We start from the raw sequence: 12858 nt of genomic DNA on the forward strand, positions 1-12858 counted from the left end.
AGAGGGTGCCTTGTCCCTCGCCGTAAATATTCGGCGGGGGACATATTTTCAGACGCGGTGAAAAATGCCGACCAGTTCGACATGGGTCGACCAACGAAACTGGCCGACGGGCTTCACGCTCGCAAGGCGGTATCCGCCCGCGATCAGATGCGCCGCATCCCGCGCGAAACTGGCCGGATTGCAAGACACATAGGCTATGGTGGGCACCGTCGAGGCGGCGAGCTGCATCACCTGCTCGCGCGCACCCGCACGGGGCGGATCGATTACCACCGCAGCAAAGCGATTAAGCTCTGCCGGAACCAGCGGCCGCCGGAACAGGTCGCGATGATCGGCTACCAGCCGCCGTTGTGCGCGGCCCGCGGCCTGCTTGAGCGCCAGCACCAAGTCGCGCGCCGCCTCCGCGGCATAGACCGGCCGCCCCTCGCCGATCGCAAGCGCAAATGTGCCCAGGCCGCAGAAAAGATCGGCAACCGCGCCCCGTGCCGGCAATGCGCGCTTCACTTCCTCGACCAACGCCGCCTCGCCGTCAGGCGTCGCCTGCAGAAAGGCAAAGGGCGGAAAGGCCACTGGTACATCGCCAAAGCTCACGGTCGCGGGCACCGGTTCCCAGCGGGTCTGCTCCCCCTCGCCCTCATTGATCGTCACGCGCGCCAGTCGCTGCGCCCTGGCGAAGTCGAGCAGCGCCTCGTCCGCCGCCAAGCCTTCGATCCGGACAGCTTCCAGCAGCAGGTCAATGCCCTGATCGGTGATAGACATGCGGACATGTGCCGAACGCCTGGCGGGCAATATCCGCGCGAGCAGCACCCGAAGCGGCGCGACCAACGCGAACAGGCGAGGGTCCAGCACCTCGCACATCATGAGATCGATCAGCTTGTGGCTGCCCGATTCAGCAAAGCCGATGATGATTTTCCCCTCCAGCCACATGGCCCGAAGAGAGGCGCGCCTTCGCGTCCGTGGCGGGGAAAGATGTGGCGCTTGCACGCTGTCGGGCACGACCCCCTGACTGGCAAGCGCTCCGGTTACGCGGCTCGACACGAATTCGGCCAGGCTGACCGCATCGACATGCTGCAGTTCACATCCACCACAGGCGGGGAAATGAACACAAGGCGGCGCCACATGGTGGGCACCGGGGAGCACTCGCCCATCAGCCGTTACCTGATCGCCCGGCGCGCCCAGCACCACATGCCGGCCCGTGGCCGTCACGCCATCGCCCTTCGCGGCGATACGGATCACCCTGTCGTGTTCGGCGTCGGTCACAGGCGGCATGCGATAGCGGCGGGCAGCTGCCGGATCAGATCGTCCGCAATGAGAGCTGGCCCAGCGCGCCGCGCCGCCTCGCCATGCAGCCACACCGCCTCGCAAGCGGCGCGGAAGCTGTCTCCCGTCACGGCAAGGCGGCCGGCCACCAGCCCCGCCAGCACGTCTCCAGTTCCTGCGGTCGACAGCCACGACGACGCGCCGGTCGCCACCGCAACCCGGCCGTCCGGCGCGGCGATGACGCTGTCCGCTCCCTTGGCGATCACCACCGACCGCGAACGCTGCGCCGCTGCGATCGCCCGATCGATCTTGTTGCCCCCCAGCTCACCGAACAGGCGCACAAACTCCCCCTCATGCGGAGTCAGCACTGAACCCGCAGGGATGGCTGCCGCGTCGCCTTCCATGAGCGTGAGCGCGTCGGCGTCCAGCACGAGCCGATGACCGCATCCCAGCACAGCTGCCAGCCTCTTTCTGGCATCGGCGGTTCGTCCAAGCCCGGGCCCCACGAGCACGGCACTCAGCCGCGGGTCTTCAAGCTCTCGCGCGATAGTCGTCGCGTCAGGGGCCTGAAGCGTGACGATCGCGTCAGCTCCTCCCGGGCAGTCCGTGATCTGCATGTGGCGTACCATCCCCGCGCCGGACTGGGCGGCGGACCGGGCTGCAAGCATGCCAGCGCCGGCCATCTCACCGCCAACGACGGCGACAAGGCCGCGCGAATATTTATGGGCGGCAGCCGTCGGCGCTTCCAGCTGTGGCGGCGCAAGGCAATGCACTTCCGCCGGTGCCGTTATCCCGATATCGGCGCAGAGCAGCCGGTCGAAACATCCTGCCGCCGGATACAGGAGGTGCGCGGGCTTGGCCGCGCCCAGTGCGATGCAGAGGTCAAAGCGCGGCACGGGCGAAAACAGTGTGCCAGCGTCAGTGTCGACCCCGCTCGGCAGATCGATGGCATAGCTGTGCGCGGACTGCGCCGCGAGCAGCGTCAGGCGATCCGCGACATGCTCCTCAAGACCCCGCGAAAGGCCGGTGCCGAACAGCGCGTCCACCAGCTGCGTTGCCGGCGCGGCGGTCAGCAAGTTTTCAACCGGCGCACCCCAGGCAGAACGGGCCGTTCTGCTCGATTCCGTGCGGCTGTCGCCAAGCGCCGCGACCCGAACCGGGACACCGCGCGCGCGCAGCAGGCGGGCGATGACAAACCCGTCCCCGCCGTTGTTTCCCGGCCCGCACAGCACGAGCAGATCGCGCTTGCCGCCGGCCCGCCAGATGATCTCCGCCGCTGCCGCGCCAGCGCGCTCCATCAGCTGATATTCGCTGATTCCCGTGGCAAAGACCGCCTGTTCGGCAGCGCGCATTTGGGCAGCGGTCAGGATCGGCGTCGGGTTCATGGTCGCGCCGCTGACCCGATCGTAGCCGGGATGCGATAGCGGTCGTCGCCGATGCTGATCTCCACCAGCCCCTTGCCGATGATCGATACAGCCGCCGGCTCCGATCCATCCGCCGCCCCGACCCCGCGACCGTCCCGCAGAATATGGAAGCGCCGGAATCCGCCATCGGGATGGCGAAAGGTCAGGATATCACCCTCCTGGTCGACCGAGCAGTCCCGGCCCCACCGACTTCCCACCCCGATAGAGCAGTCGGCAAGCTTGCCGACCGCCGGCGCCCTGCCGTCAGAGCGCGTCCCATCGGCCGGCGCCGAAATTCTGTCACATGCCGCCAGGGCAAGACATAACAGTCCCGCCCTCGCCATCTGTTCAGATATCCGCGTAGACATGCGTTTCGGCCTTCGCTCCGGGGTGCGTCACCGCTCCCTTGTAGGCCGGTCCGACATTTTGCGCATAGCGCCACAGCGCGCCCGACTGATAGTCGTTCTGACGCGGCTTCCAGTTCTTCTGACGCTCGGCCAGCACGCTCGCCGCCACCTTCAGATCGATCGTGCCCGCTTCCGCGTCGATGGCAATGATGTCGTTATTCTCGACCAGGGCGATGGGGCCACCCTCGGCGGCTTCCGGACCGACATGGCCGATGCAAAAGCCGCGCGTCGCACCGGAAAAACGGCCATCGGTGATCAGCGCCACCTTCTCGCCCATTCCCTGCCCGTAAAGCGCGGCCGTCGTCGACAGCATCTCGCGCATGCCGGGGCCGCCCTTGGGACCTTCGTAGCGAATGACGATGACGGACCCTTCAGCGATGTCGCGCGCCTCGACGGCGGCGAAGGCGTCCTCTTCGCAATCGAATACCCGCGCGGGTCCTTCGAACTGGAGACGGTGCATGCCCGCGACCTTCACGATCGCACCATTGGGCGCGAGCGTGCCCTTCAGGCCGACGACGCCGCCAGTGGGCGTGATCGGCGCCTTGACGTCATAGATGACCTTCTGGTCAGGGTTCCAGGTGACTTCATCGATGTTCTCGGCGATAGTCCTGCCGGTGACCGTCATGCAATCGCCATGCAGCAGACCATTGTCGAACAGCGTCTTCATCAGCATGTAGATGCCGCCTGCGTCATGCATGTCCTTGGCGACATATTTACCGCCGGGTTTCAGGTCGGCGATATAGGGCGTCGACTTGAAGATCGCGGCCACATCGAACAGGTCGAAATCGATACCGCACTCGTTCGCCATTGCGGGCAGGTGCAGCGCCGCGTTGGTTGAACCGCCAGTCGCCGCGACGATACGCGCCGCATTCTCGAATGCCTCGCGCGTGCAGATGTCGCGAGGTCGGAGATTCTTCGCCAGCAGTTCCATGACCTGGCGGCCGGCAGCGACGGCAACCTCCTCCCGGCTCTTGTAGGGCGCCGGCGCCATGTTGCTGTTAGGCAGGGACAGGCCGATCGCTTCCCCGACGCACGCCATGGTGTTGGCGGTATATTGCCCGCCACAGGCGCCATGACCGGGACAGGCCACCTTTTCCAGCGCGATCACATCCTTCAGCGGACAGGCGCCGGCGGCATATTTACCGACGACCTCGAACACGTCGACAACCGTAACATCCCGATTTTCAAAACGGCCCGGCATGATGGAGCCGCCATAGACGAAGATCGACGGGACGTTCAGGCGCAGCATCGCCATCATCATGCCCGGCAGCGACTTGTCGCAGCCGGCAAAGGTGACGAGCGCGTCATAGCAATGGCCGCGCACCGACAATTCGACCGAGTCCGCGATCACTTCCCGGCTGGCAAGCGAACTCTTCATCCCCTGATGGCCCATGGCGATGCCGTCGGTCACGGTGATGGTATTGAAGCGGCGCGGCATGCCTCCCGCCTCGTTCACGCCCTGGCGGCACCAGTCGGCCTGCATGTCCAGCGTGGTGTTGCACGGCGCGCTGTCATTACCCGCTGATGCGATGCCTACGAAGGGCCGGCCAATCTCCTCCTCCGTCAGCCCCATCGCATAATAGTAGCTGCGATGCGGAGCGCGCTCCGGCCCGACCGAGACGTGGCGGCTCGGCAGTTTGGACTTGTCGAATGTGTGAGACATAAAACCTACCCTTCTTGCGCCCGCCTCTCTTTCAAAAAGGGCCGAGTCACGCAAGACTATTGCGGCATTCCAGCACCACCGGTGCCAATAACTGCGCAAATCGACGCTGACCGCCTGCATCGCTCACCAGATCCTGCCGCATTTCGATGCCCAGATAGGGAATGCCATTGGCTTCGGCATGCCGGTTCATCGAGGCGTTGAGCAGCTTGCCTGAATAGGGCAGCTGGTCGCCTACCATCAGGCCTGCTTCCTGCAACATGGGAATGGCGATCCGGGCGGCGCGATCATCCTCCTTGTAGAGAATGCCGATATCCCAGGGCCGCTGCGCGTGCGGATCGCTGGCCAGCTGCGGCGTGAAGCTATGGAGCGACAGGATGAACGGGGATACCATCTGATCCAGCATCTCGCCGATCCGGTGATGGTAAGGGTGGTGGAAGCGCATCATCCGGTCCGCAAGATCGGCGTGACGATTGCCGGGAATCGGGTGCCCATCGCTCATGACCGGCAGCAATCCGGGCGCGTCATCCTCCCGATTGAGGTCAATGACGAGCCGGGACACAGCCCCGAGGATCGCCGTGCATTCCAGTGTCGCCGCCAGCAGTGCGCTGACCTCCGCGACGCCGATGTCGATCGCGATGTGGTTGCGCAGCAGCACCGGATCGATGCCAAGGTCGACATCCGCCGGCACATGGGCGGATGCGTGGTCCGCTATGATCAGCAGGTCGAGCGGCCCGCCGTTGATCTCGGTATAGGCTTCGGTCAAGTGGCCCTGATCTCCGTTTCCATAATCCACCAGTCCGGCCGATCGGCGCGGATCGCTTGTGCGGCAGCTGCCCGATCTTGAACATTGTCGAACAGCGCGAAACAGGTGGCGCCGGACCCCGACATCCGCGCCAGCCGCGCGCCAGCGCACGCCGCGAGCCGTTTGAGCACTTGGGCGATCACGGGGGCCTCGGCAATGGCAGGGCGCTCAAGATCGTTACGTCCGTTCGCAGCAATCTCGTCGAACCCCTCCACGATCAACGGGCCGCGATCCACCCTGTCCCAACCCTGGAATATGCGCGCGGTGGACAGGGCGACACCCGGGTTCACAAGCAATATGGGTGTCGCGGCGATATCGTTCAGGGCGAGCGGCTCCAGCACTTCCCCGCGGCCTCGCACCAGCTGGGTCGTGCTGGACAGGCAAGCGGGGACATCCGATCCGATCGAGAGTGCGATACGCTCCAGCTCTGTCCTCGCGATCGGAACGTCCCAGAGGCGGACCAACAGGCGCAGGCTGGCGGCGGCGTCCGCCGACCCGCCGCCGATGCCCGAAGCGATCGGCAGATATTTGGCAAGACGGATGGCCGCGCCGCGCGTTTCGCCCACATGGTTCTGGAGGGCCAGTGCCGCCTTCATCACCAGATTGCCCGTTCCCGCTTCGAGCATCCCGGCGAACGGGCCTTCCAGCGCAAGGCTGATACAGCCGTCATCGGTCACTCGGCCCGTCAGTATATCTCCCTCGCGCGCGAAGACGAATAGGCTCTCCAGGGAATGATAGCCATCGGCCCGACGCTCCCTGACATGCAGGGCGAGGTTCACCTTGGCATAGGCTGTCTCGGTCAGTGTACTGGTGGCGGCGCCGCCGCCGACCAACTCCGCTTCAGGGCGCGGCATATTCGGGCTTCATCCCCTCTGTCGTTTTCCCCTGCAGGCGCGCAGCAGCCTGTCCTTCGGCGAATATCGCGGCGGCCCGCCACGCATAGCGCGCTTCGAAGCGGCGACCGACTGCCCATAAGGCATCGCCCAGATGCTCGTTGATAGTCGCATCGGCCGGCGCTCCTTCCGCAGCCCGCTCCAGCACCGGGACCGCCACCTCGGCGCTGCCTGTCACGAACTGCGCCCAACCCAGCGAGTCGGTGATCGAGGCGTCTTCGGGCTTGAGCGCGCTCGCCTTCTTCAAAAGTTCCATCGCGGCCCCCATGTTGAGCCGGCGTTCGATCTGGGCATAACCCAGATAATTGAGGACCACCGCCTCGCCCGGAGCGAGCGATGCGGCGCGCTCAAGCGTCGTGCTCGCTTCGTCCCAGCGGCCCGCCTGTTCAAGCGCGCTGCCTTCCAGCAACAGCAACGCCCAGGGCACCGCATCCGGCGCATAGTGGGAACGCGCGGCCCGGAACGCCTGCGCCGCTGCCGGGAAATCCTTTGCGTCAGCGAGCAGCCTGCCGAACTGGACGAGGCTATCGACGTCCCCCGACGCCTCCGCCCGCTTGCGGGCGAGCGTGATGGCACCGCTACGGTCCCCTGATGTCGCGAGGGCATCGACCAATGCCGACTGCGCCAGATCGCCGAACCAGCGGTCTGCCGCTGCCTTCCGTGCCTCGATAATGCCATAGTCCGGGAAGCCAGCCTTGGTCAGCAGTTCGGCCAGATCGATAGGAATCTCAACATCGTCGGCATTGGCGAAGGCAGCGATCCGGGCAAGCCTGATCCCCAATATCCGCGTATTCTCGTCCGATGAGACGTCCATCGCCAAACGGGCGAGCAGTCGGCCGAAGCCCTGCGCCGCAGACAGTGGCGCGCCAACCGCGCCGGGATGGCGGCCCGCCTCAAGGTCGCGCCGGGCTTTCGCATAACGCGGCTCCCCCTCTGGCAGCAGGGAAAGCGCCTGGGCTGTTGCGCGCTGATGGGCGAGCTGCGCCGCGAAAAACAGCCTTAGCGAGATGCCCCGATCCTCATTCAGGCGGAGGGAGCGGTTGATCGCAACAAGGCCCTGCTCGACGTCGCCGCGCGCCAGCGCCTGAAGTGCCAGATGTTCGTCGACATAGCGCCGCGCCAAGGACGCGAATCTGTCGCTCGCGTCGATGACCGGCGGCGAAGGCCGGCCTTCGCCAACCGATATCCAGCTGCGAATGACAGGCGCGATGAAAGCGAAATTGACTTCCTTCACCAGGCGATCGACCAGATCGCGCGCCGCGCGCCAATCCTTCCTGCCCAGAGCGTCGGACAGGAAAAGCAGCGTGCCGTCGCGCGGCAGCAGGCCCTGACGATCCAGCACCGCTGCTGATCTGAGCGCGAGGGTCTTGTCACCGCTGATCAGCCCCTGGAAATAGGATCGCCGTGCTATATCCAGACTATCCGGATCACCCGCCAGGGCGTCGCGATAGTTGCGGAGCGCCAGCGACGGCGCTCCATCACTATCGGCAAGCCGTCCCCTCGCATAGGCGTGCATGGCGCTGCTCCGGTCAACCGATGCCTGGGCGGCAGCGGGCAGCAGCATCAACGCCAGAAAGGCGGCCAGACGCCTACATGTTGGGATAGTTGGGCCCCCCGCCACCTTCCGGCACCACCCAGTTGATGTTCTGGGTCGGGTCCTTGATGTCGCAGGTCTTGCAGTGGACGCAATTCTGCGCGTTGATCTGGAACCGGGGATTGCCTTCGTCCAGCCCGACCACCTCATAGACGCCGGCAGGGCAATAACGCTGCGCCGGCTCATCATACATGGGCAGGTTGTAGCTGATCGGAATCGACGGATCCTTCAGCTGCAGATGGACCGGCTGATCCTCTTCATGATTGGTATTGCTCAGGAACACCGAAGAAAGGCGATCGAAGCTGATCACGCCATCCGGCTTGGGATAGTCGATCTTGTGGCCATGATCCTTGGTCCAGATCTTTTCGCAGTCCGGCTTGTGCTTCATCGTGAAGGGCAGGCCGATCTTCAGCGTCCGCATCCACATGTCGATGCCGGCCAGCATCGTGCCAATCGTATTGCCGAACTTCGAAAGCAGCGGCTCGGCATTCTTGACCAGCTGCAACTCCGTCGCGATCCAGCTCGACCGCAGGTTCGCTTCATAATCGCTCAGCACATCGCTCGACCGATCCGCCTGAAGCGCCGCGAAGGCCGCTTCGGCCGCCAGCATGCCAGACTTCATCGCGGTATGCGTGCCCTTGATGCGGGGCACGTTCACAAAGCCCGCCGAGCAGCCGATCAATGCGCCGCCCGGGAAGGCGAGCGTCGGGATCGACTGCCAGCCCCCCTCGTTGATCGCGCGCGCGCCGTAGGAGACGCGACGGCCGCCCTCCAGATATTTACGGATTTCCGGATGCTGCTTCCAGCGCTGAAACTCCTCGAACGGGTAGAGATAGGGGTTGCGATACCCGAGTCCCACCACAAAGCCGAGCGCCACCTGCCCATTGGCCTGGTGATAGAGGAAGCCGCCCCCATAAGCGTCGGTCAGCGGCCAGCCCTGGGTATGGATGACCAGGCCCGGCTTGTGCTTGGCCGGATCGATGTCCCACAATTCCTTCATGCCGAGGCCGTAAACCTGCGGCTCGCTGTCGCGGTCCAGTTCGAACTGGCGCTTCAGTATCTTGGTCAGATGCCCGCGCGCGCCCTCAGCGAAGAAGGTATATTTGGCGTGCAGCTCAAGGCCGGGCTGATAGTCGGGCTTGCGATTGCCTTCGCGGTCGATGCCCATGTCGCCGGTGGCGACGCCCATGACCGAGCCATCCTCATTGTAGAGGATTTCGGCGGCGGCAAAGCCCGGGAAGATCTCGACGCCCAGCCCCTCGGCCTGCTCCGCCAGCCATCGGCACAGATTGCCAAGCGATCCGGTATAGGTGCCCTTGTTGTGCATCCATCCCGGCGTCGCGATGTGCGGCATCGCGAACTTGCCTTGCTTGGTGAGGAACCAGTGCTGGTTGTCGCGGACCGGCGTTTCCGCCAGCGAGCAGCCCATATCCCGCCAGTCCGGCAGCAGTTCATCAAGCGCCTTGGGATCGATGACGGCACCAGAGAGGATATGGGCGCCGATTTCGGACCCCTTTTCCAACACGCATACCGCCAGTTCCTGCCCCGCCTCGTTGGCGAGCTGCTTCAGCCGAATGGCCGCCGACAGCCCCGCAGGTCCCCCACCCACGATGACGATGTCATAGGGCATCGATTCCCGTTCGCTCATATATCCTCCATCCAGGCGTCCCGCCGGTTTCCCTCTTCCCAATCCGGTCGCCGTGTTACTCGAACATTTTGCCACCCCTGCCGATGAAGATTCTTGACCCCGGCGTCAACCTCTGGGCCTAGAAGATCGATGCGGGGAAGAATGCTGACGGACATGGTGGCTGCCGCCGATGCCTATCTGGCGTGGTGGGAATTGGCTGGCGTCGATTGCGCCACCGGCGAAGAGCCGGTCGACTGGCTGCGGCCCGTCTCGACTGATCGCCGGCCGGTTCCACCCCTTGAGCCATCGGCCCCAATGTCGGTTGAAAAGCCCGCCACACTGCACGCGTTCCGCGCTTGGCTCGCAGAAGATGGGGGCCAGCCGGAACGGCGCTGGCATGGCCGGCCCGTCCTGCCTCAGGGGAGGGCCGGGGCCGAATTGATGATTATCACCGACATGCCCGATCCGGCCGATATGTCGGCGGCATATTTGATCGCCGACCGGCCCGGGCAATTGTTCGACGCGATGCTCGGGGCAATGGGCCTGAAGCGCGCTGATATCTATCTGTCGTCGCTTTTCCTCACGCGACCACCGGGGGGCATGATCGAGGCGGCAGATCTGGTCGCCGCAGCGGACAGAATGCGGACCCACGTCTCGCTCGCCGCGCCCAGGCGGCTGCTCATCCTCGGCGATCGCACGGTTCGTGCCTTCGTTCGGGACGCAGAACCGCGGACGGTGGATAATTTACTTTTTTTTAGCCATGATGGCGTCAGAGTGCCTGCGCTGGCTACGTTCCACCCGCGCCTGCTGATAGGACAACCGGCGGCCAAGGCGGAATGTTGGCGGACGTTGCAAAGCCTTTTCGAGGAACAGAATCAGTGATTCGCGCGGTGACCTATTCAACCTGTCTGGCTTTCGCTGCTGTTGGCGCGGCGCTAAGCCTGCCGGCGAATGCGGACACCGCCGCTTCGTTAGCGAGCGCATCTGCTTCCTCGCCGCAGGCCCTTCTGCATCTCGATGACGCGCAAAAGGCCCGCTATTCTGCCATCTATGCAGCGTTGACCGGTCAGAAATGGGACGAGGCCAAGGCCATGATCCTGGCCTTGGACAGCCAGGACCCGATCCGCGCGGCCGCGCTGGCCGATCTATATGCGGCGAAGGACTCGCCGCGCGTCGAATTGTTCGATTTGCTGGATCTTATCAATAAGGCTTCCTGGCTTCCGAATGCCGACCAACTCTCTCGCCTGGCGCAGAAGCGCGGCGCAACCCTTCTGCCTGCCTTGCCGCAGGTTCAGAAACTGGTCTGGCTAGGCTCGGCGCCGCGTCGCGAATATGTATCGTCGACCAAGACGGATGTCCTCGCCCAGGCTCTGGTTGGTCAGATCATCTCCTTCATCAAGACTGATGATCCTGCTGGCGCCGAATCCCTTCTGGCCACAGGAGAGGCAGGGCTCTCGCCGGAAGGGCTGACGGAGGTTCGCCAGCGCGTCGCCTGGGCCTATTATATCGAAAGCGATGATGCCAATGCGCGGCGCATGGCCGCCCGGGCGCTGGAAACCCATGTCGGGGGCGATTGGGCCGTGCAGGCGCACTGGACCACGGGGCTTGCTTCATGGCGGCAGAATGATTGTGCGACCGCTGCCCCCGCCTTTGCCAAAGTTGCCGCGCTGGCGGGCAATGAGGATATGCGTGCGGCCGGGGCCTATTGGGCCGCGCGCGCCTACATGACCTGCGGCGAGCCCGAAAAGGTCGAAAATCTGCTGAAAAATGCCGCACGATCCGAAGAGACTTTCTACGGCCTTCTCGCTCGCGAGACGCTGGGCATGCCGATGGCAAGGTCCAGGACGGCATCGCGCTTCAGCACGGCGGATTGGCAGGTCTTGCAGGACAGCCCGAATGTCAGGGCCGCGATCGCGCTGGCGGCCATTGGCCAGGCCGGCAAGGCTGACCAGTTCGTGCGATATCAGGCGAAAATCGGCGGGATAAGCCAATATGAACCCCTGCTGCGGCTTGCAGGCGCGCTCAACCTTCCCGCAACGCAGCTCTGGCTGGCCCATAATGGCCCTGCGGGCAAGCAGCCCGACAGCTTTGCGCGGTTCCCGGCACCCGATTGGCACCCCGATGGCGGCTGGCGGGTCGATCCGGCGCTGATCTACGCCCATACCCTGCAAGAATCAGGGTTCCGCAGCGATGTGGTGAGCAGTGCCGGCGCGCGCGGTTTGATGCAGGTTCTGCCCGGCACCGGCGGCGACATGGGGCTTTCGTCGCCAGCGCAATTGTTCGTGCCATCCACAAACATGGAATATGGTCAGCGTTATCTGGAAAATCTCCGCGATATGAGCGCGACCGGCGGGCTGCTGCCCAAGGTGATGGCGGCCTATAATGCCGGGCCGCAACCAGTCGAGCGGTGGAACAGCGAAGTGAAGGACAACGGCGACCCGCTGCTCTTCATCGAATCCCTGCCCTATTATGAAACGCGCGCTTATGTGAACATCGTCATGCGCAACTACTGGATGTATCAAATTCAGGCAAAGGGCAGCGCCGAGTGCCTCACCGGGATGGCGCAGGGCCTGTGGCCCACCTTCCCCGGCGCGAAAGGCGTGCGGATGGTTCGCCTCGCGCGAAAGACACCTTTCAGCGGATCAAGCATTGCCGGCGGTTCCGACTGATGCCGATCGACGAAGGCAGGCCATTCCTGCCGGTTCGGATCGCCGTTCTGACCATATCTGATACACGGGGGCTGGCGGACGACCGCTCCGGAGACACGCTGGTAGAGCGGATCGAAGGGGCCGGGCATGTTCTGACCGCGCGCCATATCGAACGGGATGACCGCGCCGCGATCGTCGCCCGCCTTCACGCCTGGATCGACGATCCCCAGATCGACTGCATCATCACTACGGGAGGCACCGGCGTCACTGGCCGGGATGTAACGCCAGAAGCACTGGCCCAGGTGCAGGACAAGGAAATACCCGGTTTCGGCGAGTTGTTCCGATGGCTGAGCTACCAGACAATCGGCACCTCCACCATCCAGTCCCGCGCCACTGCGTGTGTTGCGCGCGGCACCTACATCTTCGCGCTTCCAGGGTCCACGGGCGCGGTCAAGGACGCGTGGGACGGCATTCTCGCCAGTCAGTTGGATAGCCGTTTCCGCCCTTGCAACTTCGTCGAGTTGATGCCGCGCCTCAAGGAGCGCTGAAGATCGACTTGCACCA

At 64.4% G+C, this 12858-nt stretch carries 11 protein-coding genes; 3 read left to right on the forward strand and 8 right to left on the reverse strand.

Annotated features, from left to right (window positions below):
* Positions 1 to 48 precede the first annotated feature (48 nt).
* Genes AAC640_RS12475 through AAC640_RS12510 form a run of 8 tightly spaced genes read right to left on the reverse strand, consistent with a single transcriptional unit; the run spans position 49 to position 9667 of the window.
* Positions 49 to 1266 (reverse strand): class I SAM-dependent RNA methyltransferase, encoded by a 1218-nt coding sequence (locus AAC640_RS12475; protein WP_422794991.1) that lies wholly within the window; start codon positions 1264 to 1266, stop codon positions 49 to 51.
* Complete coding sequence (locus tag AAC640_RS12480) at positions 1254 to 2642, reverse strand: NAD(P)H-hydrate dehydratase (protein ID WP_340266735.1); 1389 nt, start codon at positions 2640 to 2642, stop codon at positions 1254 to 1256. The genes AAC640_RS12475 and AAC640_RS12480 overlap by 13 nt, the downstream gene beginning before the upstream one ends.
* On the reverse strand, positions 2639 to 3028 hold the full coding sequence (locus AAC640_RS12485) for a hypothetical protein (RefSeq protein WP_340266737.1): 390 nt from the start codon (positions 3026 to 3028) through the stop codon (positions 2639 to 2641). The genes AAC640_RS12480 and AAC640_RS12485 overlap by 4 nt, the downstream gene beginning before the upstream one ends.
* The gene (gene ilvD / locus AAC640_RS12490) at positions 3009 to 4730 is read right to left on the reverse strand and encodes a dihydroxy-acid dehydratase (RefSeq protein WP_340266739.1); all 1722 of its coding nucleotides are present in this window, start codon (positions 4728 to 4730) and stop codon (positions 3009 to 3011) included. The genes AAC640_RS12485 and ilvD overlap by 20 nt, the downstream gene beginning before the upstream one ends.
* 46 nt (positions 4731 to 4776) lie before the next feature.
* A complete protein-coding gene (locus tag AAC640_RS12495; protein WP_340266741.1) occupies positions 4777 to 5493 on the reverse strand; it encodes an N-formylglutamate amidohydrolase in 717 nt (238 codons plus the stop codon).
* The gene (locus tag AAC640_RS12500; RefSeq protein ID WP_340266743.1) at positions 5490 to 6386 is read right to left on the reverse strand and encodes a 4-(cytidine 5'-diphospho)-2-C-methyl-D-erythritol kinase; all 897 of its coding nucleotides are present in this window, start codon (positions 6384 to 6386) and stop codon (positions 5490 to 5492) included. Before AAC640_RS12500 ends, AAC640_RS12495 begins: the two co-directional genes overlap by 4 nt.
* Complete coding sequence (locus AAC640_RS12505) at positions 6373 to 7989, reverse strand: tetratricopeptide repeat protein (protein WP_340266745.1); 1617 nt, start codon at positions 7987 to 7989, stop codon at positions 6373 to 6375. Before AAC640_RS12505 ends, AAC640_RS12500 begins: the two co-directional genes overlap by 14 nt.
* 25 nt (positions 7990 to 8014) lie before the next feature.
* Entirely contained in the window at positions 8015 to 9667 is a 1653-nt protein-coding gene (locus AAC640_RS12510; RefSeq protein WP_340266747.1) for an electron transfer flavoprotein-ubiquinone oxidoreductase, read from the reverse strand.
* A 435-nt stretch (positions 9668 to 10102) separates the two neighbouring features.
* On the opposite strand from AAC640_RS12510, the gene AAC640_RS12515 reads away from it, so the two are divergent.
* From AAC640_RS12515 to moaB, 3 genes are read left to right on the forward strand one after another with little or no spacing between them, the layout of a single operon-like run.
* The gene (locus tag AAC640_RS12515) at positions 10103 to 10528 is read left to right on the forward strand and encodes a uracil-DNA glycosylase family protein (RefSeq protein ID WP_340266749.1); all 426 of its coding nucleotides are present in this window, start codon (positions 10103 to 10105) and stop codon (positions 10526 to 10528) included.
* Complete coding sequence (locus AAC640_RS12520) at positions 10525 to 12315, forward strand: lytic transglycosylase domain-containing protein (protein ID WP_340266751.1); 1791 nt, start codon at positions 10525 to 10527, stop codon at positions 12313 to 12315. The genes AAC640_RS12515 and AAC640_RS12520 overlap by 4 nt, the downstream gene beginning before the upstream one ends.
* A complete protein-coding gene (gene moaB, locus AAC640_RS12525) occupies positions 12315 to 12842 on the forward strand; it encodes a molybdenum cofactor biosynthesis protein B (protein ID WP_340266753.1) in 528 nt (175 codons plus the stop codon). Before AAC640_RS12520 ends, moaB begins: the two co-directional genes overlap by 1 nt.
* Positions 12843 to 12858 lie beyond the last annotated feature (16 nt).

Origin of the sequence: Sphingobium mellinum (genome assembly GCF_037860795.1) — a bacterium.
GTDB classification, from domain to species: domain Bacteria; phylum Pseudomonadota; class Alphaproteobacteria; order Sphingomonadales; family Sphingomonadaceae; genus Sphingobium; species Sphingobium mellinum.